We start from the raw sequence: 25,944 nt of genomic DNA on the forward strand, positions 1-25,944 counted from the left end.
CTTTTAGAGTTGAAAAATTAAAGTATTGAAGGTTATGAAGCATTTCTTTTAAGGGGGGATCAATTTTGAGGAAGAGGTATGAAGGGGGCACCATGAGGCTGTTGAGCTTACGCGATTTTCTTTTATTTAAGATTAAGAGAAAAAAATACCATTAGGGAAAAGCCATTGGCTGTAAGGTTTTCAAAAAAATTATTCGTTTTTTATTTGCTAAAATAAATACTGTATCCATATTATGTAAAATATAGTGGTAATTTTTAAATATTGCTTACAATAAAGAAGAGATGTATATCTGTCAGTTTTAAAGCCTGCTTAATTCTGCTGTTAAGGCGATTTTTTATGTATGGGGGGATGATCTTTATAGTTACTGATATTGTTGATATAAGAGAAGATAGTGATCAGCTCTTTCGGTCTGATGTCTTTTTAGAATAATTATAGAGTTCTTTGTTTTTTCACTTAAATATAATGACAATATAAAAGTGAATGATGAATTGTGAATAATAAATCTATTGTCTCTTTTTTGCCCAATTTTCTAATATGGTGAACGCTGAAATAAATAAGAGTTAAACAACGGATGTAAAGGAGATTTAAAAGCTATGTTTCTTCCATTTTTAATCGCTTTAGGTACTGCAATAACGACTATGTGTGGTAAAAAAAATATAAGTTATGCTTTGTGGGCAATTTTATTCGTTGTCATTCTTCTCACTTTCAATCATCACGCAACTTCTACTTTAAATTTATCTTTTTGAGAGAATAGCCATGGAACACGTTGAACAAAAAAATCCTCACTTCGTTATCTTTATGAATACGCTAGGACTCTTTGGGTTATCCGTTGTCTTGGTGGTGGCTTTTTATTATCAATTGGTAAAGTTTGAGTTACCTTGTCCCCTTTGTTTACTCCAGCGTGTTGGATTGATGCTGGCAGGTTGTGGGTTCTTGCTCAATATTCACTATAAGGTAAAAAATACCCATTATGGTATGGTTATTCTTGGTTGTATGGTAACGAGTGCCGTTGCAGCACGGCAAGTGTTTTTGCATATAACGCCTGATGATTTGGGATATGGTTCAACGTTCTTTGGATTGCATTTTTATACTTGGGCCTTCATTATTTCTGTCCTTTGTATCTTTGCTGTTTCATTTGTCATGATTTTAGGCGAATTGGCACACAAGTTCAAAGAATTTTCTCCTTTTCCATTCTTGAGTAAAGCGGCAAGTTTCTTATTTGTGTTTTTGATTGCGGCAAATTTGATTTCTACCATACTGGAATGTGGTGGTGGACAATGTGCCGATGATCCTGTAAGGTATGAATTGTTATCAAATTGGTTCCCTTCATAGTCTTGAAATTTTTTAATAATCCCTCATCATAATTTTTATTGTTAAAGAGGCGGAAATATTTAAAAGTCCGCTTCTTTTTTATTGATTGGGAAGACATTTCAGCAAGAGTTTTGATAATTTGATCTTTTATGCCAACGCTGGCTTTTATGAGCGCTGGCGATTGATATTTTCTAGCGAAAACTTGCTCTGTGGACCTTTTAATACTGTCTTTTGAGAGAGATGAAAGCGATTGGTCGGAGGATGCTCGTAGAGCGGCCCCAAGATTGTTGAGCTGCGTGGGTTAAAAAGCCTCGTTTTTTAGGGGCATTAACTATAAAAGTTTTTTGTTCTTGATTTTTCGTAACATTGTGTTAAATAAGTTTTTGTATTCATTTTGGTGCTTCTAAGGCATCTTTGCTGCTTTTAGAGGGATTAATATAAAATTTTGAAAATTATCTGAATAATTTTCTGCAGAGGTTTGTTTATTACAGGCAAACCTTTTTTTTTATCTCATTTTTAGATGTTTTCTTTCAGTGTGAAGCCTTTTTTTAAAAAAGGTAAGTGTCTTGATGCTGACTCTATTTTTTATTAATATATTGATTTATAATGATAAATCATCATTTTTAACATGAAGCACAACGCTGAATATAATAAAAATTTCTCATTATAAGCTCTTTCATACTGGATCCATTAAAATCACTTGCTTGCATATCATAAGCGGGTGGACCATGTGGGTCAAAACTGTATCAGAAAGGCATACCTTTAATGAATTGTCTCTTAAACTGAAGACTGTGCGCAACATTAGGAGTGGGCAGAGTCTTTCTGATGGTGTTGGCCTTGTTCTTTTATAAACATAAAGATAGGGGCTGAATGGATATTATACCCTTCATGGGGGCTATTCCTTTACGGATAGTGTTCGCGAAATGGGTGTGTTGAGCGTTGTGAGAGCTGTCTTTAAAACAAGCGTGTGAATATGTGACGCAAGTATATTCCTTTTGGTGCGTTTTGTATTACGAAAAAATATTGATTTATAAGGATGAGTTATCGTTGCGGATGTTGAATGAGAAAAACGAAAAGATTCTCTCATTTTAAACTTTCTTATAGTCAATTAAATGTACTCTCGTCCGTTACAAGAAAGCACTGGATTTGGGGCAAGATTCTTTTAAAAGTCGTAAAATGCTTCTTATGAACCCTTTTGATCGCTAGAATTTGTCGAAAAATTTTATGCTGGTCAATGCAATGATAGGGCGGTTTATATCTATGATTTAGGTGAAAATAGGGGGATTTAAATGAAAATAAGGGGCAAGATTTTAATGACAGTTGTTGAAAACGTTATTGTATAATGCATTTTTTACAGATTTTCTGCTTTCTGTAAATATGTAAAAGCGTGAAAACGTATATTCGTAAAAGGGAATGGAGGATTTGTGCATTGTGTATGCTTTAGGCATGGCATGGCATGTGAAGAGAGGAGTGGAGAGAAGATTGGGGTGTGGGGTGAAGAGTCTGTGAAGGGGGGAAGTTTGGCTGAAGAGGTGGGTGCGTTGACGAGAGAGGAGAGTGTGGGGGTGGAATGGAAATGAACAGATTAGAGGGGGATAAGAGGCGGTGGTGCGAAGGGGATGCATGAAGGATGACGTTAAGGAGATAGGGCTTATTGTAGCGCCTTTTGAAGCGCTGTCGTTTGAGGGGTGGTGATCTGAAGTTTATAGGTGGTGTGGGGTATATTGGCAAATAATGTTAATTTGTTACTCTTTTGCTTAATCAGACATCAGCCACAAGATTGCTTTTTGTTTTTTCGGCTGGAGCTCTCTAAAATTTTTTAAAAGGGTGTGTTCTTTTTCGCTGTATGTTTCTTGATCACGGTGTGAGGCGTTTTCTTTTGTGGCAATATCTGCATAAAAAAAGCTTATGGGAACATCTAGTTTTTGGGCGATTTCGAGTAAACACCCTGCGCTTACACGATTAAAGCCTTTTCATATTTTTGGATTTGTTGGAAACTGACGCCTAAATGGCTTCCTAATGCTTTTTGGGAAAGTCCTATTGCAATGCGTCTGTGACGGATTCTTTTGCCTATCAGAATGTCGATAAAATTTGGATTTTTGGTTTGCACTTCAAGCCCCCCTCCGGTTGCGAGCGCCCTCGCATTGGTATTCCGGGAGTCTAAAAGTACTGAATCCGAGTCAGTTTTTTTGCTTTTAGTGCTGGTAAGCACCTGGACATAGCAAAAACTCCCGGAATTCCGGGATACCCACAAAAGCGGGCTCAATTGTACGCTCGGATTTAGGGCTTTTAGTTCCCTATTGGTCGTTGCGTATACGACCAAAATTACAGCATTCATTTATAAGGTAATTTCAGAAGATTGGCAAGAAAAATCAAAAATTTTCTATTCTATTATGTTGTAAAACACTGCTCTTTGAGAGGCGTGGTATGCTGGTTTGAATTTGACTTAAAGGAGGTGTATGAATGGAATAATGTCAATTGTTACGCTTTTGCTTAATCAGACATCAGCCACAAGATTGCTTTTTGTTTTTTCGGCTGGAGCTCTCTAAAATTTTTCAAAAGGGTGTGTTCTTTTTCGCTGTATGTTTCTTGATCATGGTGTGAGACATTTTCTTTTGTTGAGAGATTTTTTTTTGTAGTAATATCGGCATAAAAAAAGCTTATGGGAACATCTAGTTTTTGGGCGATTTCGAGTAAACACCCTGCGCTTACACGATTAAAGCCTTTTTCGTATTTTTGTATTTGTTGGAAACTGACGCCTAAATGGCTTCCTAATGCTTTTTGGGAAAGTCCTATTGAAATGCGTCTGTGACGGATTCTTTTGCCTATCAGAATATCGATAAAATTTGGATTTTTGGTTTGCATTTCAAGCCCCCCTCCGGTTGCGAGCGCCCTCGCATTGGTATTCCGGGAGGTTGAAAATACTGAGCTCAGTCAGCCTTTTGCTTTTAGTGCTCATCGCACTTGGACATAGCAAAATCTCCCGGAATTCCGGGATATTCGTAAAGCGGATTTGTTTTTACGCTAGAGCTTAGGGTTTGTCTTCCCTCTTGGTCGCTGCGTAGACGACCAAGATTATACTTTAAGTGATAAAGTAATTTCAGAAAATTGGCAAATAAAAATAGTTTTTATTTATAAACTTTATTTTTTAATGAGAGGCTTTCCGCCTCTCAAACTCTCCGGAACGCTCACCAAAATCATGAGATCAGACCCGCGTTTAATGAGAGGACTAACAAGCCTTGCTTCTTAGTGTCAAGGAGACCCTTACGGGCGCCTAACGGCGTCCTTGACAAAAAGAACCTAGGATTGTTTTGTCCCTCTCACGCGGCTCCGAAATCATGATTAGAAGGGGAGCTTATAGGGGTGGTGATATCAGGCATATCAATTTATCAAGGTGTTTTTTATTTAGAGTGTGTGATGAATATGTAGGCTGGATTTCCTTGTCTGGTCTGGTGAAACAGTCTCGTTTGAGGGGGTGATCTGAAGTGCGTGGGGGGGATCTGAAGTTTATAGGGGGGTTAGGCAAGAAGCTGAGTTGTAGAGCATTGTTTTTAGGGCAGCGCGGGGTGGGGTGGAAGTTTCATTTGGCTTCTTTCTGTGAATGTGTAAAAGCGTGAAAACGTATATTCGTGAAAAAGGAAAAGGGTTTATGTCGTTAGGGGCGTTGTGGTTAATGAGACGGAATGTATAGGGATCGCGTTTTCAAGGTGAAGAGTAACATAAATGGAAGGAATGGCTTAGAGGAAATGTGTGGAGAGAGGAAAAATGGGGCAGGCTGTATGGGAAATGCATAGAGGTGGCGTGTGGGGTGGTGAAGGATGTTGTGGATGGCCGCGTGAAGAATGGAGGATGTTTTTGAAAAAAGGAGGAGGCTTGTGGTGTGGGTGAGGTGTTTGCATTTATCTAAATGGCGTATGTTTAAGGTGTGGAGCGTATGTTTAGGATGTGGAAGGCGGAAGGTGAGAAAAAGTTGGAGGGATGATGATTGTTTGTAAGTGGTGGAGAGGGATCCGTCAGAGGCGTTGGGAAAAACGCTTGAGGGGGGAGAAAGGGAGAAAATTTAGCGTAATTTCTTGTCACTCTGAAACCAAGATCATCATAAAAATTGGAGAAAATTAGCGGGTAAAAGAGAAAATGGGCGGATAAAATTTGAAGAGAGAAAGTTTTCAGTCTCAATGGGTGGGGTGATGTTTTTTGAGAACATGAGAGAGTAAACTTGAAAAACCTTTCCCTTTTTGTTGAATTTTTATTCACAAACTTAAGAAAATAGGGTATGAACGCTGGAAATAACGCACAGCTTAACAAAAATGTGCACTGTAAAGGAAATGTTTGTTTATGTCAAAAGAAGAAGTTTTAGAATTTTCTGGTATCGTTACTGAACTCTTACCGAACGCAATGTTTCGTGTGAAACTGGAAAATGATCATGAAATTATTGCCCATACCGCTGGTAGAATGCGGAAAAATCGTATTCGGGTGTTGGCCGGTGATAAAATCATGGTGGAAATGACACCTTATGATTTGACAAAAGGGCGCATTACATATCGCTATAAGTAGCCTTAGGGGTGGCTTGTGCTTTTTTCTAAAAGCATCATATTATTTCTATTATTTTTTAACAGTTTTTAAGCTTGCTTTTCAATGAGTGAAAAAAGGGAACTGTTTGAATGGCCTTGAAAAACTGTAAAATCAATGCGGAAAAAATAAAGGAGATTAATGGCGTTTAAAAAGGGGGTGCTTCAAGGGGGTGAGAGGGAAGTCGATTGTGAAGGGGTGGAAATGAAAAATATAAGAGAGTGGGGGAAAAAACGTTTGGCAGATGCTCTTACAGAAGAAATTCATTTGGTGCTTGCTTCCGCTTCGCCAAGGCGTTTGGCGCTTTTGGCACAAATAGGGATTGATCCGCAGCAGGTTTGTGCAAGCGATATTGATGAAACGCCAAAATTAAAAGAACATCCTGCAAATCTTGCCAAACGTTTGGCAAAAGAAAAAGCGCTGAAAGCCCAAGAAATTTTGCGCTGGTACAATCAAAATAGTCAAGAAGAGTTGCAGAATGGTCAAGAAAAATTACCTCAACAGAAAATGATTATCTTGGCCGCTGATACGGTGGTGGCTGTGGGGCGCACCATTCTCCCTAAACCAGAGGGGGAAGACGAGGCTTATGAATGTTTGCGATATCTTTCTGGGCGGGCGCATAAGGTCTATGGCGCTATTTGTGCGCTTAATGAACGTGGAAAAATAACCGTAAAATTGGTTGAAAGTCGTGTCCGTTTTAGACGCTTAACCCCTGCCGTGATGAAGGCTTACCTTGCTTCTGGTGAATGGGAAGGGAAAGCTGGTGGCTACGCTATTCAGGGAAAAGCCGGTGCTTTCGTCGTCCATATGGTTGGTTCTTACTCCAATGTGGTTGGTTTACCGTTGGCTGAAACAGCCGATCTCTTGACTGCTTATCACTATCCACTTTTCACGCACTGGGCTGAAGAAACGCATTAGAAAAACTTTAAGGCAAGATCAATGCAAGGTGAAAAGCAACAAAAAGAGAAAAGCCAAAATGAAAAAAAAGGAACAGAAGAAAAATTAATGAAGGAGAAGATGACAAAGGGGCGCCAAGAAAAAAAAGAGCCAAATTTTCAAAAAGAGACTCGCCCTCCGCATCCTTGTCCTATTTGTGGTCAAATGTCACAAAAGTCTTCTTATCCTTTTTGTTCCACACGATGCCGAGCCATTGATCTTAATCGTTGGCTTTCAGGCGTTTATATTTTACCACCCCCACCACAAGTAAGTGATGAAGAAGAATAAAGAGTTCTCTTTAGGAGAGAACGCTCAGAGCGTTTTTTTGTGTTGGAGCTGAAGGGGAGGCACGCGGGATTATCATAAACGGATTCAAGGGTTGGATTATTAGTGGCTTGGTTATTGTCATCATTCGCAAAGACGCAGATTAAGTTCAATCAATGGTGTAAGTTTTAATACATATCTAGACTTAGCACCAGTGGTTTTGTTTACCATGGATCATTATAAATTTCTTTGTTGCGGGAAGGTCGTCGATGCCTTTAGGATACGAGGCAAGAATTGATCATTTCATCAATATTGCTAAAGTACTGCTAAGGAAAAAGAGGGGCGCGTGTTTTGGTGCAAATAGACGGGGCAACAAACAATCGCTTGCTGGTGCTTTGTTGCGGAAGGTTGTTAATGCTTTGAGGGTGTGAGGCAAGATTGATCATCTCATCAGTATTGCTAAAGTATTGCTAAGGAAAAAGAGGGGGGCGTGTTTTGGTGCAAATAGGCGGGGCAACAAACAATCGCTTGCTGGTGCTTTGTTGCGGAAAGGTCGATAATGCTTTGAGGGTGTGAGGCAAGATTGATCATCTCATCAGTATTGCTAAAGTACTGCTAAGGAAAAAGAGGGGGGCGTGTTTTGGTGCAAATAGACGGGGCAACAAACAATCGCTTGTTGGTGCTTTGTTGCAGAAAGGTCGATAATGCTTTGAGGGTGTGAGGCAAGATTGATCATCTCATCAGTCTTGCTAACACAGAAAAGTGATGAAGAAGAATAAAGAGTTCTCTTTAGGAGAGAACGCTCAGAGCGTTTTTTTGTGTTGGAGCTGAAGGGGAGGCACGCGGGATTATCATAAACGGATTCAAGGGTTGGATTATTAGTGGCTTGGTTATTGTCATCATTCGCAAAGACGCAGATTAAGTTCAATCAATGGTGTAAGTTTTAATACATATCTAGACTTAGCACCAGTGGTTTTGTTTACCATGGATCATTATAAATTTCTTTGTTGCGGGAAGGTCGTCGATGCCTTTAGGATACGAGGCAAGAATTGATCATTTCATCAATATTGCTAAAGTACTGCTAAGGAAAAAGAGGGGGACGTGTTTTGGTGCAAATAGACGGGGCAATAAAAAATCGCTTGTTGGTGCTTTTGCTGGGTAATGGCATGGTGTCATTTGGGGGCTGGATTGATTATATCGTGATTTTGACCGTATCTGTGTTCATCTGGAAAGCTAATCAATATGATGTCGCTTTTATTGGAGCGGCAACATTATTCCCTGGTATCGTTCTGTCTAAGCCAATAGGAATGTTGGTCGGTAGCCGTTATATGATACATTGGTTGCGTGCATCGTTGTTGTTACGGGCGTTATGCACTGTTGGTTTATTGATGGCGACGAGTCTGCAAGGATTTATTATACTGGCAGTTGTTCGAGCGATATTCAATAGTCTAGCTATTCCAGCAATTTCCGTTCTCAGTGCAAATTCTGTGCCTAAACACGAACGGACTCGTTACTATTCTGTTCTTAACATGATCAATAGCATGGCGAAGATGATAGGACCTGCTTTGGGTAGTGCTCTCTCTGCATTTTTGTCAGATACATATACTTTATTGTTTTCTGGATTTCTGACATTGCTAGGCTTTATCGTGTTTTGTTTTATTGGTGCACAACCTGTCTCGTCTCTTATGGTAAAAACAGCGAACACCATAAAATCACAACAGAGGCTTTATGGAACAACTTGGTATACTTATGTGGCGGTGATGTTTGTGTATTTTGCTATGATCTTTATGGTGAATAATCAGTTGCCTGTCATCCTTAATGCACTGAAAATGAATAAACAGGCTCTTGGGATGCTGGTATCCGCTTCAGGGATTGGTAATTTCCTCTATGGGTTTTGGAGAGTGAAACAATCAAAGCATAAACCCCTTACAGGAAAAATATCGGAATTGTTAATGCCTGCAATGTCAACAATGGTTTGTTTTGTCTTGATCTCTGTGTGCTTTTTTTACTTGGATTTACTCCGTATTGAGACTTTGTTGCTCTGTTTTTTTCTTATTGGAATGGTGAGTGCTTACTTTTCCATATCTTCTAATGTTTATCTGGTCACTAATTTCAATGAACAGATTGGGTTGGCTTCTGGATGGGTGCAGTCTATACAAAATTTAGCTATGTTGGTGGCGCCCTTTGTTGGAGCGTTTGTTTTAGGTCATACTTCGGCTGGGCAGTTGTTCCTTTTTTCTGGATTGAGTGGATTATTCTGTTTATTGGGTATCAGGATATTTGTGAACCGTTCTTTGTTCATTATTCATTCTGAATGATTGGCTCATCAACGAAACATGTGTTTTAAATCATTTTTCTGAGATTTAAGGGGCGTGGGAATAATCCAGCATCGGGCGTTTTTTCAACGTTATAAGCGCAATCTTTGATTTTTACTTAACCACTCATATGTTTTTTTCGGGGCTTTGCTTTCTCGATACTGTTCTACCGTTTCGTAAACGCAATCGGGGGCATGGTTTTGAGCAGCAATATCATTTTTGTTTGACTCTGCTTTGCTACGAATAGTCAAACTTTAAACCCCAGCCGCTGATCCTCAAGCAGCTTGACTTAAAGCAATAACGGAAACAGAAAACGAACTATCGCGTGAATTATCCTATCATGCTGTAAAACATCACTCTTTGGGGGGTGATATCAGGTATGGGAAATTTTAGGCAGGGGGGATATATTGATCGTTGCGTTTTTGCTTAATCAGAAATTAACCATAAGATTGCTTTTTGTTTTTTCGGCTGGAGGTCTCTAAAGTTTTTCAAAAGGGTGTGTTCTTTTTCGCTGTAGGTTTCTTGATCGTGGTATAAGAGGGTGTCTTTTGTTGAAAGATCCTCTTTTGTGGCAAGGTCTGCATAAAAAAAGCTCATGGGAACATCTAGTTTTTGGGCGATTTTTAGCAAACACCCTGCGCTTACACGATTAAAGCCTTTTTCGTATTTCTGGATTTGTTGGAAACTGACGCCTAAATAGCTTCCTAATTCTTTTTGGGAAACTCCCATTGCAATGCGTCTGTGACGGATTCTTTTGCCTATCAAAATGTCGATAAAATTTGGATTTTTGGTTTGCACTTCAAGCCCCCCTCCGGTTGCGAGCGCCCTCGCATTGGTATTCCGGGAGTCAAAATACTGAGCTCTAGTCAGTTTTTTTGCTTTTAGTGCTAAGAACACCTGGACATGGCAAAAACTCCCGGAATTCCGGGATACCCACAAGAGTGGGCTCATTTTACGCTAGAGCTTAGGGTTTTTGAATCCCTCTTGATCGGTGCGTAGACGATCAAAATTACACTTTAAGTGATAAAGTAATTTCAGAAGATTAGCAAGAAAAATCAAAAATTTCGATTCTATTGTGCCGTAAAACATTGCTTTTTGAGGGGGCGTGGTGTGCTAGAATATTTGAGGGCAGGGCTTGAGTTATTGAGCCTGATGAAGTGCTGTTGTTTGAGGGGAAGCTGGTTTGAATTTTACTTAAGGGGGGATATGAATGGAATAACGTTGATCGTTGCGCTTTTGCTTAATCAGAAATTAACCATAAGATTGCTTTTTGTTTTTTCGGCTGGAGGTCTCTAAAGTTTTTCAAAAGGGTGTGTTCTTTTTCGCTGTAGGTTTCTTGATCGTGGTATAAGAGGGTGTCTTTTGTTGAAAGATCCTCTTTTGTGGCAAGGTCTGCATAAAAAAAGCTCATGGGAACATCTAGTTTTTGGGCGATTTTTAGCAAACACCCTGCGCTTACACGATTAAAGCCTTTTTCGTATTTCTGGATTTGTTGGAAACTGACGCCTAAATAGCTTCCTAATTCTTTTTGGGAAACTCCCATTGCAATGCGTCTGTGACGGATTCTTTTGCCTATCAAAATGTCGATAAAATTTGGATTTTTGGTTTGCACTTCAAGCCCCCCTCCGGTTGCGAGCGCCCTCGCATTGGTATTCCGGGAGCCTGAAAGCACTGACCTCGAATCAGCATTTTGCTTTTAGTGCTCATCGCACCTGGACATAGCAAAATCTCCCGGAATCCCGGGACACCCACAAAAGTGGGTTCATTCTTATGTATCGAGGTTTCGGGCTTTCAGTTCCCTATTGATCGTCGCGTATACGACCAAACTCACCCTTTAAGTAATAAAGTAGTTTCAGAAAATTGGCAAGAAAAATCAAAATAATCTCAAAGACTATAAAATTGGGTACTTTTTAAAAAAGTGCGAAATATGGATTATAAATCGCGTTTTTTGCTTAATCAGAAATGTCGATAAAATGTGGATTTTTGGTTTTCACTTCAAGCCCCCGCTGGGGGCGAGCGCCCTCGCATTGGTATTCCGGGAGTAACAAGTACTGAGTCCGAGTCAGCATTTTGCTTTTAGTGCTCATCGCACTTGGACATAGCAAAATCTCCCGGAATCTCAAGATATCCGTAAAGCGGGTTTATTTTTACGCTAGAGCTTAGGGCTTGTCTTCCCTATTGATCGTCGCGTATACGACCAAACTCACCCTTTAAGTAATAAAGTAGTTTCAGAAAATTGGCAAATAAAAATAGTTTTTATTTATAAACTTTATTTTTTAATGAGAGGCTTTCCGCCTCTCAAACTCTCCGGAACGCTCACCAAAATCATGAGATCAGACCCGCGTTTAATGAGAGGACTAACAAGCCTTGCTTCTTAGTGTCAAGGAGACCCTTACGGGCGCCTAACGGCGTCCTTGACAAAAAGAACCTAGGATTGTTTTGTCCCTCTCACGCGGCTCCGAAATCATGATTAGAAGGGGAGCTTATAGGGGTGGTGATATCAGGCATATCAATTTATCAAGGTGTTTTTTATTTAGAGTGTGTGATGAATATGTAGGCTGGATTTCCTTGTCTGGTCTGGTGAAACAGTCTCGTTTGAGGGGGTGATCTGAAGTGCGTGGGGGGGGATCTGAAGTTTATAGGGGGGGGTAGGCAAGAAGTTAAATTGTAGAGCATTGTTTTTAGAGCAGCGGGGGGTGGTGATGTGGAAAATTTATTTGGCTTTATTCTGTGAATGTGTAAAAGCGTAAAAATGTGGATCTGTAAAAGTGAAGTGGAAGTTCAAGGTCGTGGAGGATTTATGCATTGTGTAGGCTTGGGGGCTTGTTGGGCTTTTGTCATGGCATGGAATGTGGTCAGATAAATGGGGGAAAGAGTTTCTGTGAATGGAGTGGGGAAGTTGGGATGAAGAGGGGTGTTAAGCGCGTTGGTTGGAGAAGAGAGCATGGGGGGGATGGAGGTTGGAGAGAGTGTGTATGGATAAGAGAAGAGTGTGTCTAAGAGGCGGTGGTGCGAAGAGATGCGTGAAGAATGTCTGGTTTAAGGAGGGTGGGCTTATCTGTCTGGTCTGATGAAGTGCTGTCGTTTGAGGAGGATAGTCTGAAGACTGTAAGGGTAATAGGCAAAAAGCTGGGTTCATTTATAGACTATTGTTTATAGAGTGGCGGGGGGTGGTGATGTGGAAAATTTATTTGGCTTTATTCTGTGAATGTGTAAAAGCGTAAAAACGTATATTCGTGAAAAAGGAGTGGAGGGGGTATGTGTTGTGCGTGTTTTGGGGTCATGTTGGGCTTTTATCATGGCGTAGAATGTGGTGAGATAAATGGGGGAAAGAGTTTCTGTGAATGGAGTGGGGAAAGCTGGGATGAAGAGGGGTGTTAGGCGCGTTGACTGAAGAAGAGTGTGTGGGGAATATTTTAAGGCATGGCTTATCTGTCTGGTCTGGTGAAACCGGCTCGTTTGAGGAGTGGGTGATAATTATACGAAGTAATCAGTCGGGGCTTTTTAGAAACGCTTCATAGAGTGGTCATGTAAGAGGCTGGATTGTTTTTACAGACCCATGTTTATAGAGCAGCGGGGGGGCTTTCATTTGGCTTATTCTGTGAATGTGTAAAAGCGTAAAAATGTGGATCTGTAAAAGTGTAAGTGGAAGTTCAAGGTCGTGGAGGATTTATGCATTGTGTAGGCTTGGGGGCTTGTTGGGCTTTTGTCATGGTATGGAATGTGGTGAGAGGATTGGGGAAGTGTTTTTGTGAATGGAGGGGGACGTTGGGAGGAAGAGGGGGGTTAAGTGTGTGACGGGGAGAGAGGGGTGCGTGGAATGGAGGGTGAAGAGAGTGTGTATGGACAAGGGGTGGGGGTGGATAAGAGTGGGGTATAGGGGAGTTGCAGTTTTTATTTAAATAATGACAGTGTGCCTTTCTTTCCCTCTTGCTATAGGGCTTGTGAGGACCCATATTCTTTTTAGCACTACGGTTCTTCTTCATGTGGCATCATTTGCAGTGTTTTGTGGGGGGTGGTTGGTTCTTTGAAGATGTCTCTTTTTTGGAATGTTGGGGGAATTTAAAGTGCGGTGGTGGCTTGAGATTTAAGGAAAAAAAATGAACTTGGAAAAATATAGCGAACGGTTGCAAGGTTTTTTACAATCAGCACAAAGTGGTGCCCTCTCTTCTGATCATCAGCAGTTTTTGCCGGAGCATCTGTTGAAAGTGTTATTAGACGATTCTCAAGGATTGGCAGCATCACTGATCCAAAAAGCGGGTGGTGATCTTACTCTTATTCGAAAGGCGCTTAACGAAGCACTTGAGGCTTTGCCTAAAGTGCAAGGGGGAAATGGGCAGCTCTATCTCTCTCAGCCTTTGGCAAAAGTCTTTAACATGGCGGAAGATCTGGCGAAAAAAGCTGGTGATCAATTTGTGACTGTGGAGCGTGTGTTGCAAGCGCTGATCATGGAAAAGACCGCAAAAACCGCTGATATTCTTACAAGCGGAGGGTTGAAAGCGCAAGCGCTTAATCAGACTATTAATGATTTGCGGAAGGGGAAAACAGCAACAAGTTCCCATGCCGAAAGCCAATATGATGCTTTGCAAAAATATGCTCGTGATTTGACAAAAGATGCTCGTGAAGGAAAACTTGATCCTGTTATTGGGCGGGAAGAGGAAATCCGCCGCACTATTCAGGTGCTTTCACGGCGGACCAAAAATAATCCTGTGCTGATCGGTGAACCAGGGGTGGGGAAAACAGCTATTGTGGAAGGGTTGGCATTGCGCATTGTTAATGGTGATGTGCCTGAAACTTTGCGTGATAAACAGCTTCATGCGCTGGATATGGGAGCACTTATCGCTGGTGCAAAGTATCGTGGAGAATTCGAAGAGCGTCTTAAAGCGGTGCTGGCAGAGGTGCAAGCTGAAAACGGTCAGATCATTTTGTTTATTGATGAATTGCATAATCTCGTGGGGGCTGGAAAATCCGATGGGCCTATGGATGCTTCTAACTTGTTAAAGCCTGCTCTTGCACGTGGAGAGCTCCATTGTGTGGGCGCTACTACGCTCGATGAATATCGAAAATATGTCGAAAAAGATGCTGCTCTTGCACGCCGCTTCCAGCCTGTCTTTGTGCCGGAACCTTCTTTAGAGGATACTATCTCTATTTTGCGCGGTATTAAGGAAAAATATGAACAACATCACAAAGTGCGCTTGGCAGATAGTGCTTTGATTGCGGCGGCGCGTTTGTCTAACCGCTATATTACGGATCGCTTCTTGCCGGATAAAGCTATTGATCTTATTGATGAAGCGGCGGCGCGGTTGCGGATGCAGGTTGATTCAAAGCCGGAAGAACTCGATGCTGTTGATCGGCGTATTTTACAGTTGAAGATTGAACGGGAAGCTTTGAAAACAGATGTCGAGCCAACAGCAAAAGAACGTTTGAAAAATGTGCAGGAGGAACTGAAAACATTGGAACAACAGTCCGCTGAGATGACAACGGCTTGGCAGGCTGAGAAACAAAAATTAGGGCATGCTGCTGATTTGAAAAAACAACTCGAAGAAGCACGTAATGCTTTGGCTATTGCTCAGCGTGATGGACAATTTCAACGCGCTGGAGAGCTTGCTTATAGCGTTATCCCTGAACTTGAAAAACAATTGAGCATCGCTGAAAATGATGATCAACAAAATCATCTCGTTGAAGAAACGGTCACAGCTGAACATGTGGCACGGATTGTTTCACGCTGGACTGGTATTCCTGTTGATCGAATGCTGGAGGCAGAACGGGAGTCTCTGTTGCGTATGGAAGATGAAATTAGCAAACGTGTGATTGGGCAGGGTGAAGCTGTTCAAGCTGTTTCTCGCGCTGTACGCCGTGCGCGCGCAGGGTTGCAGGATCCCAATCGTCCGCTTGGCTCTTTCATGTTTTTGGGTCCTACTGGTGTGGGAAAAACCGAATTAACTAAAGCTCTTGCCGCTTTTCTGTTCCAAGACTCCAATGCCATGTTGCGTATCGATATGTCTGAATATATGGAAAAACATGCTGGGGCGCGGCTGATTGGGGCGCCGCCTGGATATGTCGGATATGAAGAGGGAGGGGTGCTGACGGAAGCTGTGCGTAGAAGACCTTACCAGGTCATTCTGTTCGACGAAATTGAAAAAGCACATCCTGATATTTTTAATCTCTTGTTGCAAGTGCTTGATGAGGGACGTTTGACCGATAGTCAAGGACGTACCGTTGATTTTCGCAATACCTTGCTGATTATGACTTCTAATCTTGGTGCTGAATTTTTAACCGCTTTGCCTGAAGGGCAAACCGTTGACCAAGCAAAAAATGATGTCATGAATGTCGTGAAAGCGGCTTTTCGCCCTGAATTTTTAAACCGTATTGATGAGATTATTCTCTTTCAAAGGCTGCAACGTCACGATATGGAATCGATCGTCGATATTCAGATAGAACATTTGCAAAATTTGCTCAATGAACGCAAAATAACTTTGCAAATTGAGCCAGAGGTGAGAAAATTTCTTGCCGATAAGGGCTATGATCCGCTCTATGGTGCGCGTCCGCTTAAACGGATTATCCAAAAAGAAATTCAAGATCCACTGGCGGAAAATATCTTATTTGGAAAAATTCACGATGAAACAACGGTGAAAATTACAAAACAAGGCGATCGGTTGGAATTTTTGCCTGAAGATTAAGTTTGGAGAAATTCACGCTATAAAGGGCGGTGATAATCCTATTATGTGATAAAACACCGCTCCTTTAAGGCGTGCTGATTTAGAAAAATTCACGATGAGACAGCGGTGTTTTATTGCAAAGAAAAGGGAGTGGTCGGTGTTTTTGCATGTTAAATGAGCGTTCTCCAATATCGTAGGATTCTTTTACTTCTGTTTGTGGTGAAAGCTATCTTCTTGCAATGTTATAAGTGAAGTCACAAGCGGGATTGTTTTATGCGTAAAAGCGTTAAAGAGAAATGCTGTTTATCCGCCGTAAAACATTGTTCTTTGAGGGGGCTGATCTGTGGTATGGAGAATTTTAGACGAAGATATTTTGACGATGGATTGGAATTTTGCTGTTTAAGCAAAAGGTGGGGGATGCGTAAAATGCACGGCTCTCTCATTTTTTCGGTGATGTGCGTTTTTCTGCTTTAAAAGCTTTTCGTATTGATCGTACTTGTGTCAGTGGCTAATGGATGATGGAACATGATCATCTTCAATTCAACACATTCTCTTATGCTATAAAGCACCGTTTTTTAAGGCAGGGAGGCGTTCAAGTTCTCGTATTTTTCGGGTATAATCAGGCATATATTCCGGTATGAAAACGAATATATTTTACAATTCCTCACGTTTAGGCTCAGCCCTGTAGCTCTTTGGCAATTTTAAGAAAGTAATTGAATTTTTCATTATTATATATATTCAATAGCGATACCTATATGAAGAGGTTTTTTCTATGTCTTCATTAACTGTTACAGCAAAGGGACAAGTGACGCTGAAGCGGGATTTACTCCAGCACTTTGGTGTTAAACCAGGTGAGCGGATCAACTTTGATAAGTTACCAGGTGGTGAACTTCGTATAAAAGCAGCACAGCCTACAAGCACAATTGAGAGCTTTATCGGACGATTTGCTGGAAAAGTTTAAAAAACACTGATTGTGGAAGAAATGAACGAAATTGCTGCTTCTGGTTGGGCGGGGGAAAAATGAAGATTTCTGTAGACACAAATGTTCTAGCCCGCGCTGTTTTACAAGATGATAAAAGCAAGGGAAAATAGCAAGTAAAATCTTAAGAGAAGCTTCTCTCATCGCTATTTCTTTACCTTGTCTATGCGAACTTGTTTGGATACTTTGCCGAGGTGCAAGTGTATCAAAAGAAGATGCAGCTGGAATGTTACGCGATCTGCTAGCAACTGGTAATGTCGTCATGAATCGACTTGGTGTTAAAGCAGGATTTGCTATTCTTGAGGCTGGTGGAGATTTTGCTGATGGAATTATATCTTATAAGGGCATTGGCTAGGTGGTGAAACCTTTGTTTCATTTGATAAATTAGCAATAGACCTGTTAATCCAAAATGGGCAGTCAGCAAGATTCCTTTCCTAACACGTAAGTTAAGATCGTGATGTTGTCATTAGTATAGGAATGAGTGGGTGTAGGAATGAGTGGGTGTAGGAATGAGTGGGTGTAGGAATGAGTGGGTATAGGAATGAGCGGGGTGTAGGAATGAGCGGGGTGTAGGAATGAGTGGGGTATAGGAATGAGTGGGGTATAGGAATGAGTGGGGTGTAGGAATGAGCGGGGTATAGGAATGAGCGGGGTATAGGAATGAGCGGGGTATAGGAATGAGCGATCTCGCTTTTTTAACCTTATAGCATTTTTCTCTTAAATGACCTATATTTTTTGAAGTTTTTAATTGATTTTTTTCTGTTTAAGTTTTTTAAATTTAGTTAAGTCATGCTTTTTTGACATTGTGTTGGTATTCAATGTTTAAATAGCCTCTGTTTTCAAGCATTCTGTGTTATCTGAGGATTTCTTTGTTAAACGACAGTTATTTGTTTGTCCGCGATACCAGACAATATCTCAAGATTTTTTTGTTAAGACACTGTTCTATGATAAATTTATCCAATTATACCCTAAAATACTGCTCTTTTGGGGCGATATCAGGTATGGGATACTTTATTAGGCGGGGGTATTTTGAACACTGATTGGGCGTTCCTTTGAAGTTCATATCACCAATTTTATTGAAGGGAGTGTAACTTTAACTGTAGAAAAGTTTAATATCGGATGGTTGGTATGAATTCATTTTTAAAAAAGAGTCCTTTAGCTCTTTTTTCCTCTCTCTTTATTTCTAAAGTTGGTGATTATGCTTATGAAGTTGTTTTTGTTTTACTGGTCTTAGAATTAACAGATAACACCTTTTTTATAGGTCTTGTGTATTTTTTTCGATTTATCCCTTTTCTCTTTTTTGGCCCTATAGGAGGTTGGTTAGCGGATAATTTTTCTTTGAAGAAAAATATGATCTTAAGTGAATTGGTGAGATTATTTTCCTCATTATTCGTTTTGATAACCACTATAACAGGGACTGCGCATATTATTGTTCTTATTTTCGCGGCAATGTGTACAACGATCGGAAGAAGTATTTTCCAACCAAGTTTTCAAGCTGCTATTCCTAGGATGTTTTCAACAAAGGATCTTACAAAGGCAAATAGCGTTGCTCAAATTATAATTGAAACTGCATCTGTCATTGGTCCTTTGGTATGTTCCCTACTGCTTTTTTTAGCAAATAAATCGGCAGTACTCATTTTTGATTTTTTTACCTATTTTATATCTATTATCGTGTTATTTAATCTCATGAATTTAAATTCAAATGAGAATAAATCATTCAATTTTATAAATATTTATCGAGAAACGGCTTCTTATCTTAAATATATTTCTACTGAAAATAAACATTTATTTATTACGCTCGTTGGATCGTCGTTTGCTATTCTCTTTACGGGGGCTATTTTAAGATTTTTAATTCCAGCTTTTGTTCTCTTTATAGGGGGAGAGGAGAGCCTTGTGAGTTATATTTTTTCTCTCATGGCTGTTGGAACTATTGTCGGTGGTTTGTTATATCATAAAATTATATTCAAGGTTACATCTTTGAAGCTCATGGTATTTTGGCTTCTTTATGGGGTTATTCTGTTTGTTATGCCCTTAGCTGCAGAAATTTATTTAAAATTCCTTCTCGTGTTAGCATTTGTTTTAGGATTTATTGGTGCCTTTGTGGATATTAGTTTAGTCTCAGCCATTCAATTATACTCTCGTTGTGAAGATTTTGGTAAGAGTTTTGGAACCTTTTCAACTTTAGCAAACTCTGCGGAAGCAATGTCTGGCTTTATTGCTGGACTTTTGGCATTCGTGGGATTGTTAAGCTCCTTTTTAGCGATGTCTGCCTTCATTATTTCTACTGGAATGATTGGCGTTGTAAAAATTAAGAAAAATAAAGAGTTAACACCTCATAATACGACAGTCGATGACAACCATTGATATATCTAATATTTCTATGCCGTTTCTTTTTTATAAGACGGTTCGTTAATTATCCTGTTCATGATGTAAAAATACTGCTCTTTAAAGGGGTGAGTGAAGAGCTAGAATATTTGAGGGCAGGGCTTGATTTGTTGAGCTTGATGAAGTGCTGTTGTTTGAGGAGGGGTGTCTGAAGACTGTAAGGCTACTAGGCAAAAAGCTGGGTTCGTTTACAGACCAGTGTTTATAGAGCAGTGCGGGGTGGTGAACCTTTCGTTTGGCTTTGTTCTGTAATGACGTAAAAGCGTAAAAATGTGAATCTGTAAAAGTAAAGCGGAGGATTTGTGCTTTGTGTATTGTGCGTGTTTTTTGTCACGTTGGGCTTTTGTCATTGTATGGAGAGGTGAGAAGGAGTTGGGGGAAGTGTTTTTGTGAATGGAAGGGAAAGTTTAGAGGAAGAGGGGGGCAGTTGTTAAGTGTGTGACGGAAGAGAAAAGGAGAAATGGAGGATGGAGAGAGTGCGCATGGATAAGAGAAGAGTGTGTATAAGAGGTGGTGGTGCAAAGGGATGAAGGATGATGTGTGAGGCGTAGATACCCCTTTGGGATGGAGAAAGAATGAAAAGGGGTAGGGATAAGCTTGCCTGTGGAATTTAAGTTGTGAAGTGTTTTGTTTTTATCAAATTGTCGTGTGGTATTTGGAAAATTTCATTCGTTGCTTTGGAGTAGAGCTTCACAATTGTCTCAAAAATACATAAAACAACTTATGATGAGCGTAAATATCGACCCCAAAAAGAAACAATATCGGTACAAATTGGTAGATAGTGGAGGAAGGCGGGATCTAAATGGCTCGTAAAGGATTAAATATTCAAACAATAATTACTCTTCGATCAAGTTATGATTTCAATGTTATGGGGATAAAAATATCATTTTTATTGCGTGGAAAGTTATCCAATGTCCGTACTTCTTTAATGATAAATCTGTCTTAAATAAGATGTAATACAAAAATCATGAAAGAAAGTATACATATAGTATATGTATACTACATTCTTTACATGTGTTTTTTCGTACTTTTAACATATATATTTTTTATGTTAAGTATAAGATTTGAGTACTATGAGAGAGGGGGCGTTTTTTTTACAAGTGAGAAAGTAATTAACGAACGCTTGATTGTAAAGAAATATGTTGTTAAGGCTATTGATTGAGAAAAGATGCTCTTATTTTTGATGTAGGAGCTTCTCAGGAGAGAATGCAATTAATAGGGGAGTTAAGATGTCAAAATATTTATTTCCGTTACCTTTTGTATTGGTGGCTGGTTGTGCATCTATGAGTAATTATTCATCAAGTTATGTCAGTCCAAATATTACGCAAGATGATATAAAATTAATTGCTAACGATTTTGTTCATAATCTTAAAAAACCTTTACCGTCCGCTACAACAACACTTATTGTGAAAAAAAATAAAACAGGAGACAACTTTACTCCCGTATTTATTGATCTCTTGCGACGGAATGGATATAACGTGATCTATACAGATCAACCAAATAAACAGCAAAATGGTGTAATCTTGACTTATCAAATAATGCCAATAAAGACAGGTATCCTGTCTATGGTTTCTTATGATGAGGTTGGAGTAACCCGTTATTATTTCCGTACTTATAATAGATGAAAATAATAGATGAAACCCCTTTGCTGGTTTGTCTCAAAGAAGTAGATAATGAAGAAATGTGTTTCAGGGGAAATGTTGGGATTGAATTAATCAATAAAAACTTACAGATGTGAAAATTATATATTCAGCCGACAATTATCCGTCGTCTCGTTTACAATTTCAGTGTTGTAATGAAGAAAGATGTCGTTTTATCTGTTTGCAATTCTTCATGTTCTGTATCAATTATATAGCGCTTTTATCGCTTCTGTCTTATAGAAAATTACTTTCTGTTCTGTGGCTCCGTATGTCAATTTAATAGTCAGATCTGAGCAATCAAATTCATATGACTCTTTATAAAAATCTGTTGTTTGAGATTGTTGAAAAGGTGTTTTTTTTATCAAATTGTCGCGTGGTATTTTGGGCGTTTCGTTTGGCTGTGCTCTGTGAAGATGTAAAAGCGTAAAAATGTGAATCTGTAAAAGTGAAGTGGAAGTTCAAGTACGTGGAGGATTTGTGCTTTGTGGATTGTGCGTGTTTTTTGTCACGTTGGGCTTTTGTCTGGTATGGAGAGGTGAGAAGGAGTTGGGGGGAAGTGTTTTCGTGAATGGGGCGGAGAAAGTTGGGATGAAGAGGGGTGTTTAAGCGCGTTGACTGGAGAAGAGTGTGTGGGGAATATTTGAGGGCAGGGCTTATCTGTCTTGTCTGATGAAACAGTTTCGTTTGAGGTGTCGTGATAACCATATGAAATAATCAGCAGGGAAATCTGATAGACGAGAAATCAGATTGTTGCAAGACCAGTGTTTACAGAGCGGTGCGGAGTGGTGAATCTTTCGTTTGGCTTTGTTCTGTAAAGATGTAAAAGCGTAAAAATGGTGATCTGTAAAAGTGAAGCGGAGGACTTGTGCTTTGTGTATTGTGCGTGTTTTTTGTCATGGTATAATGATAAATCCATTGAGCACCCCTATCTTTATGCTTCATAAAAGAGCAAGCGGTACTATCATTATATTTGCTAACTCGTGGGTGTTGGCTACAGCCCTTGGCACTTGAGACGATTCATAAGAGCCATTTTTATTCCTTCTTTAATCGTTTTTTATCCATACGGGCTCTCCCCCGCTTTTGAGGTGCAAGCGAATGATTTTGATTGATTTAACATGGAAGAGATTTGAAATAAGAGAATCTTACGATGTTTTGAACTCTCAATCAGTATCAATAACACTAAATTATTTCTTATAAATCAATATATTGTCATGGTGTTGAGGGGTGAGAAGGGTTGGGGGAAGAGTTTTCGTGAATGGGGCGGAGAAAGTTGGGATGAAGAGGGGTGTTTAAGCGCGTTGACTGGAGAAGAGTGTGTGGGGAATATTTGAGGGCAGGGCTTATCTGTCTTGTCTGATGAAACAGTTTCGTTTGAGGTGTCGTGATAACCATATGAAATAATCAGCAGGGAAATCTGATAGACGAGAAATCAGATTGTTGCAAGACCAGTGTTTACAGAGCGGTGCGGAGTGGTGAATCTTTCGTTTGGCTTTGTTCTGTAAAGATGTAAAAGCGTAAAAATGGTGATCTGTAAAAGTGAAGCGGAGGACTTGTGCTTTGTGTATTGTGCGTGTTTTTTGTCACGTTGGGCTTTTGTCTGGTATGGAGAGGTGAGAAGGATTGGGGGAAGTGTTTTCGTGAATGGAGCAGAGAAAGCTGGGATGTGAAGAGTGTAAAAATTGAAGGGGAAATGAAGAGTGCTGTTCGTGTGTTGGCTGGAGAGGAGAATTTGGGAATAGCTGTGAACAGATTGCAAGGGGGATGTGTAAAGGGGTGATGTGTAAAGAGGTGTGAAGAGAGAAAAAATGTGGTTAGCTTTTATATTCTATGCGGAACTTAACAATTATATTTGCGTCTATATTTGTATGGGGGATATCCGTGAAATGGGTGTGAGAAGCATTGAGAGATGTTTTTTTAATAAGTGGGTGAATGAGAAATACAATAGTAATCCTATTTAGGGGTGATCTTATTAGGAGCACTCCTATTTTAGCTCTTGTTGTTTTGGATATTGTGTTTTTTATGAGAGGTGTTTTGAGGGATGTGATTCCCTTAAAGAAAAACACAAAAATATCAAAAGAAAAATATAAAAACTTGACAAGGTAAATGTAAAAAGGTATCATAATGATACAATCGGAATTGTGCGTTTAAATCAGATGGGATCTCTTGATAAAATTCTGTGAGAGTGGGGGAGTGTCTTCCCAAGGTTTTGATGTCTGTTATCCTATTTTTGAAGTTTGTTATTCGATGATGCCGTAAACCGGTGCCGTGGAGCATTTTTGGGGATGTGGGGGTATCAGGTGGGCAAGGCTTTAGGCAGAGGGGGATAGTCGCGAGGGATGTTGATGGGTGCGCTTTTGTTTAATCAGAAATTTGTCTAATCTGAAATTAACCACAAGACTGCTTTTTGTTTTTTTGGCTGGAGTTCTCTAAAGTTTTTTAACAGGGCGTGTTCTTTTTCGCTGGTGGTGTCTTGATCATGGTGTAAGAGAGTTTCTTTTGTTGAAAGATCTTCTTTTGTGGCAAGGTCTGCATAAAAAAAGTTTACGGGAACATCTAGTTTTTTAGCAATTTCGAGCAAACACCCTGCGCTTACACGATTTAAACCTTTTTCGTATTTCTGGATTTGTTGGAAACTGACACCTAAATGGTTTCCTAATTCCTTTTGAGAAAGCCCCATTGAAATGCGTCTATGACGAATTTTTTTACCGATCAAAATGTCGTTAAAATGTGAATTTTTAGTTTGCACTTCAAGCTCCCCTCCGGTTGCGAGCGCCCTCGCATGAGTATTCCGGGAGGTTGAAAGCACTGAACTCAAATCAGCTTTTTGCTTTTAGTGCTCATGGCACTTGGACATAGCAAAAACTCCCGGAACTCCGGGATACCCACAAAGTGGGGTAAATTAACGTTTGAGTTTTCGGGCTTCAACTCCCTATTGATCGTTGCGTGGACGATCAAGGCACCTTTTGAGTGATAAAGTAATTTCAAGGGATTGGCAAGAACAATTAAAATAATATCAAAGACTATAAGATTGGGTACTTTTTAAAAAAGTGCAAAATATGGATTATAAATCTCGTTTTTTGCTTAATCAGAAATGTCAATAAAATGTGGATTTTTAGTTGGCACTTCAAGCCCCCCGCTGGGGGCGAGCGCCCTCGCATGAGTATTCCGGGAGTTTGAAAGCACTGAGCTCAGTCAGCCTTTTGCTTTTAGTGTTGAAAACACCTGGACATAGCAAAATCTCCCGGAATTCCGGGATACCCGCAAAGCGGGATAAATTTATGTGTCAAGTCTTCGGGTTTTCAGTTCCCTATTGATCGTTGCGTATACGACCAAACTTACAGAGTTCATTCATAAGGTAATTTCAAGGGATTGGCAAGAAAATTAAAATGTTTGCTAGTTTGTTATACTGTCAAAATAGGGATGTTTTGAGGGGCGGTAACCTGATGTTAGTAGGGGAATTTACTGGGTGAGAGGTTGGATTATAGTTTAAAACCGGTGCGGGGTGGAAGCTTTATCCAGCAGAGGCAAATTTGCTTTTTGAAGTCGAATTGTAGATCAGAGCTTATCTGGCGTGTTTGATAAAACACTATTCTTTGAAGTGTTGTGATAGCTATATAAAATAATCAGCAGGGGAATCTGATAGACGAGAAATCAGTTTGTTTACAGAACAGTGTTTACAGAGCGGTGCGGGATGGTGGATATTTCGTTGGCTTTATTCTGTAATGATGTAAAAGCGTAAAAACGTTGATCTGTAAAAGTAAAGCGGAGGTTTTGGGCTTTGTGTATGATTTTATCATGGCATGGAATGTGTTCAGAGAACTAGGAGAGATGCATTTGTGAGTGGAGCAGGGAAAAGCTGGGATGAAGAGGGGTGTTAAGTGCGTTGACTGGAGAAAAGTGTGTGAAGGAATATTTTAGGGTAGGGCTTATCTGTCTTGTCTGATGAAACTGCATTCTTTGAAGTGTCGTGATCTGAAGCTTATATTTTAAGGGTGTTGGATATATTGGCGAGGGATGTTGATGGGTGCGCTTTTGTTTAATCCGAAATTTGTCTAATCAGAAATTAACCACAAGACTGCTTTTTGTTTTTTCGGCTGGAGCTCTCTAAAGTTTTTTAAAAGTGCATGTTCTTTTTCGCTATAGGTGTCTTGATCATGGTGAGAGGCATTTTCTTTTGTAGTAATATCGGCATAAAAAAAGGTAATAGGAACTGCTAGTTTTTTAGCAATTTCTAGCAAACACCCTGCACTTACACGATTGGAGCCTTTTTCATATTTTTGGATTTGTTGAAAACTGACACCTAAATGGCTTCCTAATTCCTTTTGAGAAAGCCCCATTGAAATGCGTCTATGACGAATTTTTTTGCCTATCGAAATGTCGTTAAAATGTGGATTTTTAGTTTGCACTTCAAGCTCCCCTCCGGTTGCGAGCGCCCTCGCATGAGTATTCCGGGAGGTTGAAAGCACTGAACTCAAATCAGCTTTTTGCTTTTAGTGTTGAAAACACCTGGACATAGCAAAATCTCCCGGAATTCCGGGATACCCGCAAAGCGGGATAAATTTATGTGTCAAGTCTTCGGGTTTTCAGTTCCCTATTGATCGTTGCGTATACGACCAAACTTACAGAGTTCATTCATAAGGTAATTTCAAGGGATTGGCAAGAAAATTAAAATGTTTGCTAGTTTGTTATACTGTCAAAATAGGGATGTTTTGAGGGGCGGTAACCTGATGTTAGTAGGGGAATTTACTGGGTGAGAGGTTGGATTATAGTTTAAAACCGGTGCGGGGTGGAAGCTTTATCCAGCAGAGGCAAATTTGCTTTTTGAAGTCGAATTGTAGATCAGAGCTTATCTGGCGTGTTTGATAAAACTGTCTCGTTTGAGGGGG

Annotated in this window: 19 protein-coding genes and 3 pseudogenes; 15 read left to right on the top strand and 7 right to left on the bottom strand. The window is 40.0% G+C overall.

All coding sequences use genetic code 11. The features are described from left to right. Positions 1-593 precede the first annotated feature (593 nt). The 3 genes from ACFIK6_RS03260 to ACFIK6_RS03270 all read left to right on the top strand — a co-directional run bounded on the left by ACFIK6_RS03260 (position 594) and on the right by ACFIK6_RS03270 (position 2,891). Complete coding sequence (locus tag ACFIK6_RS03260; RefSeq protein ID WP_375641765.1) at positions 594-746, top strand: DUF5993 family protein; 153 nt, start codon at positions 594-596, stop codon at positions 744-746. 10 nt (positions 747-756) lie between these two features. After that, a complete protein-coding gene (locus tag ACFIK6_RS03265; RefSeq protein WP_375641766.1) occupies positions 757-1,332 on the top strand; it encodes a disulfide bond formation protein B in 576 nt (191 codons plus the stop codon). Between the two features lie 1,430 nt (positions 1,333-2,762). Continuing rightward, a complete protein-coding gene (locus tag ACFIK6_RS03270; protein WP_375641767.1) occupies positions 2,763-2,891 on the top strand; it encodes a hypothetical protein in 129 nt (42 codons plus the stop codon). Between the two features lie 177 nt (positions 2,892-3,068). Here the strand turns inward: ACFIK6_RS03270 and ACFIK6_RS03275 are convergent. Both ACFIK6_RS03275 and ACFIK6_RS03280 read right to left on the bottom strand, forming a co-directional pair. Beyond that, positions 3,069-3,421: pseudogene (locus ACFIK6_RS03275) on the bottom strand (helix-turn-helix domain-containing protein). A 383-nt stretch (positions 3,422-3,804) separates the two neighbouring features. After that, positions 3,805-4,176, bottom strand: a complete 372-nt coding sequence (locus tag ACFIK6_RS03280; protein ID WP_375641768.1) for a helix-turn-helix domain-containing protein — start codon at positions 4,174-4,176, stop codon at positions 3,805-3,807. Positions 4,177-5,061: 885 nt separating this feature from the next. Between ACFIK6_RS03280 and ACFIK6_RS03285 the strand changes: the two genes are divergently transcribed. The 4 genes from ACFIK6_RS03285 (at position 5,062) to yacG (ending at position 7,104) form a co-directional block, all read left to right on the top strand. Beyond that, positions 5,062-5,199 (top strand): hypothetical protein, encoded by a 138-nt coding sequence (locus tag ACFIK6_RS03285; protein ID WP_375677366.1) that lies wholly within the window; start codon positions 5,062-5,064, stop codon positions 5,197-5,199. Between the two features lie 447 nt (positions 5,200-5,646). Beyond that, positions 5,647-5,865, top strand: a complete 219-nt coding sequence (gene infA / locus ACFIK6_RS03290; protein ID WP_004857577.1) for a translation initiation factor IF-1 — start codon at positions 5,647-5,649, stop codon at positions 5,863-5,865. A gap of 219 nt (positions 5,866-6,084) precedes the next feature. Then, a complete protein-coding gene (locus ACFIK6_RS03295) occupies positions 6,085-6,798 on the top strand; it encodes a Maf family nucleotide pyrophosphatase (RefSeq protein ID WP_375641797.1) in 714 nt (237 codons plus the stop codon). A 21-nt stretch (positions 6,799-6,819) separates the two neighbouring features. After that, entirely contained in the window at positions 6,820-7,104 is a 285-nt protein-coding gene (gene yacG / locus ACFIK6_RS03300; protein WP_375641769.1) for a DNA gyrase inhibitor YacG, read from the top strand. A gap of 580 nt (positions 7,105-7,684) precedes the next feature. On the opposite strand, the gene ACFIK6_RS03305 is transcribed toward yacG, so the two are convergent. Then, positions 7,685-7,816, bottom strand: coding sequence for a hypothetical protein (locus ACFIK6_RS03305; RefSeq protein WP_375641770.1), 132 nt, complete (start codon positions 7,814-7,816; stop codon positions 7,685-7,687). Between the two features lie 373 nt (positions 7,817-8,189). Between ACFIK6_RS03305 and ACFIK6_RS03310 the strand changes: the two genes are divergently transcribed. After that, complete coding sequence (locus ACFIK6_RS03310) at positions 8,190-9,398, top strand: MFS transporter (RefSeq protein ID WP_375641798.1); 1,209 nt, start codon at positions 8,190-8,192, stop codon at positions 9,396-9,398. Positions 9,399-9,821: 423 nt separating this feature from the next. Here the strand turns inward: ACFIK6_RS03310 and ACFIK6_RS03315 are convergent, their stop codons facing one another. Together ACFIK6_RS03315 and ACFIK6_RS03320 are read right to left on the bottom strand one after the other, a co-directional pair. Then, the gene (locus ACFIK6_RS03315; protein ID WP_375677367.1) at positions 9,822-10,193 is read right to left on the bottom strand and encodes a helix-turn-helix domain-containing protein; all 372 of its coding nucleotides are present in this window, start codon (positions 10,191-10,193) and stop codon (positions 9,822-9,824) included. A gap of 442 nt (positions 10,194-10,635) precedes the next feature. Beyond that, positions 10,636-11,007, bottom strand: coding sequence for a helix-turn-helix domain-containing protein (locus ACFIK6_RS03320; protein WP_375677367.1), 372 nt, complete (start codon positions 11,005-11,007; stop codon positions 10,636-10,638). 2,488 nt (positions 11,008-13,495) lie between these two features. Between ACFIK6_RS03320 and clpB the strand changes: the two genes are divergently transcribed. The 7 genes and pseudogenes from clpB to ACFIK6_RS03355 all read left to right on the top strand — a co-directional run bounded on the left by clpB (position 13,496) and on the right by ACFIK6_RS03355 (position 22,835). After that, a complete protein-coding gene (gene clpB / locus ACFIK6_RS03325) occupies positions 13,496-16,075 on the top strand; it encodes an ATP-dependent chaperone ClpB (RefSeq protein ID WP_375641772.1) in 2,580 nt (859 codons plus the stop codon). Between the two features lie 751 nt (positions 16,076-16,826). Beyond that, positions 16,827-17,078 (top strand): annotated as a pseudogene (locus ACFIK6_RS03330) (AbrB/MazE/SpoVT family DNA-binding domain-containing protein). Beyond that, positions 17,075-17,471 (top strand): annotated as a pseudogene (locus ACFIK6_RS03335) (type II toxin-antitoxin system VapC family toxin). The pseudogenes ACFIK6_RS03330 and ACFIK6_RS03335 overlap by 4 nt, the downstream one beginning before the upstream one ends. A gap of 690 nt (positions 17,472-18,161) precedes the next feature. Next, positions 18,162-19,397, top strand: a complete 1,236-nt coding sequence (locus ACFIK6_RS03340) for an MFS transporter (protein ID WP_375677368.1) — start codon at positions 18,162-18,164, stop codon at positions 19,395-19,397. Positions 19,398-20,220: 823 nt separating this feature from the next. Then, positions 20,221-20,364, top strand: a complete 144-nt coding sequence (locus tag ACFIK6_RS03345) for a hypothetical protein (protein ID WP_375641773.1) — start codon at positions 20,221-20,223, stop codon at positions 20,362-20,364. A 283-nt stretch (positions 20,365-20,647) separates the two neighbouring features. Continuing rightward, positions 20,648-21,043: a hypothetical protein gene (locus ACFIK6_RS03350; RefSeq protein ID WP_375641774.1), complete on the top strand. Its 396-nt coding sequence runs from the start codon at positions 20,648-20,650 to the stop codon at positions 21,041-21,043. A 1,567-nt stretch (positions 21,044-22,610) separates the two neighbouring features. After that, positions 22,611-22,835, top strand: a complete 225-nt coding sequence (locus ACFIK6_RS03355; RefSeq protein ID WP_375677369.1) for a hypothetical protein — start codon at positions 22,611-22,613, stop codon at positions 22,833-22,835. A 597-nt stretch (positions 22,836-23,432) separates the two neighbouring features. On the opposite strand, the gene ACFIK6_RS03360 is transcribed toward ACFIK6_RS03355, so the two are convergent. Continuing rightward, positions 23,433-23,804 carry a helix-turn-helix domain-containing protein gene (locus tag ACFIK6_RS03360; protein ID WP_375641775.1) on the bottom strand — a complete coding sequence of 124 codons (372 nt, stop codon included), beginning with the start codon at positions 23,802-23,804 and terminating at the stop codon, positions 23,433-23,435. 1,306 nt (positions 23,805-25,110) lie between these two features. Beyond that, the gene (locus ACFIK6_RS03365; RefSeq protein WP_375641776.1) at positions 25,111-25,464 is read right to left on the bottom strand and encodes a helix-turn-helix domain-containing protein; all 354 of its coding nucleotides are present in this window, start codon (positions 25,462-25,464) and stop codon (positions 25,111-25,113) included. Positions 25,465-25,944 lie beyond the last annotated feature (480 nt).

This window comes from Bartonella sp. AS69XJJH (assembly GCF_042195585.1).
Taxonomy (GTDB): domain Bacteria; phylum Pseudomonadota; class Alphaproteobacteria; order Rhizobiales; family Rhizobiaceae; genus Bartonella.

Bases quoted from the DNA above. Each gene is read 5' to 3' on its own strand.
- ACFIK6_RS03280 (WP_375641768.1), bottom strand. From the start codon at position 4,176: ATGCAAACCAAAAATCCAAATTTTATCGATATTCTGATAGGCAAAAGA.
- ACFIK6_RS03270 (WP_375641767.1), top strand. From the start codon at position 2,763: ATGGCATGTGAAGAGAGGAGTGGAGAGAAGATTGGGGTGTGGGGTGAA.
- ACFIK6_RS03265 (WP_375641766.1), top strand. From the start codon at position 757: ATGGAACACGTTGAACAAAAAAATCCTCACTTCGTTATCTTTATGAAT.
- ACFIK6_RS03305 (WP_375641770.1), bottom strand. From the start codon at position 7,816: ATGATCAATCTTGCCTCACACCCTCAAAGCATTATCGACCTTTCTGCA.
- ACFIK6_RS03260 (WP_375641765.1), top strand. From the start codon at position 594: ATGTTTCTTCCATTTTTAATCGCTTTAGGTACTGCAATAACGACTATG.
- yacG (WP_375641769.1), top strand. From the start codon at position 6,820: ATGCAAGGTGAAAAGCAACAAAAAGAGAAAAGCCAAAATGAAAAAAAA.
- ACFIK6_RS03345 (WP_375641773.1), top strand. From the start codon at position 20,221: ATGGCTCGTAAAGGATTAAATATTCAAACAATAATTACTCTTCGATCA.
- clpB (WP_375641772.1), top strand. From the start codon at position 13,496: ATGAACTTGGAAAAATATAGCGAACGGTTGCAAGGTTTTTTACAATCA.
- ACFIK6_RS03350 (WP_375641774.1), top strand. From the start codon at position 20,648: ATGTCAAAATATTTATTTCCGTTACCTTTTGTATTGGTGGCTGGTTGT.
- ACFIK6_RS03340 (WP_375677368.1), top strand. From the start codon at position 18,162: ATGAATTCATTTTTAAAAAAGAGTCCTTTAGCTCTTTTTTCCTCTCTC.
- infA (WP_004857577.1), top strand. From the start codon at position 5,647: ATGTCAAAAGAAGAAGTTTTAGAATTTTCTGGTATCGTTACTGAACTC.
- ACFIK6_RS03295 (WP_375641797.1), top strand. From the start codon at position 6,085: ATGAAAAATATAAGAGAGTGGGGGAAAAAACGTTTGGCAGATGCTCTT.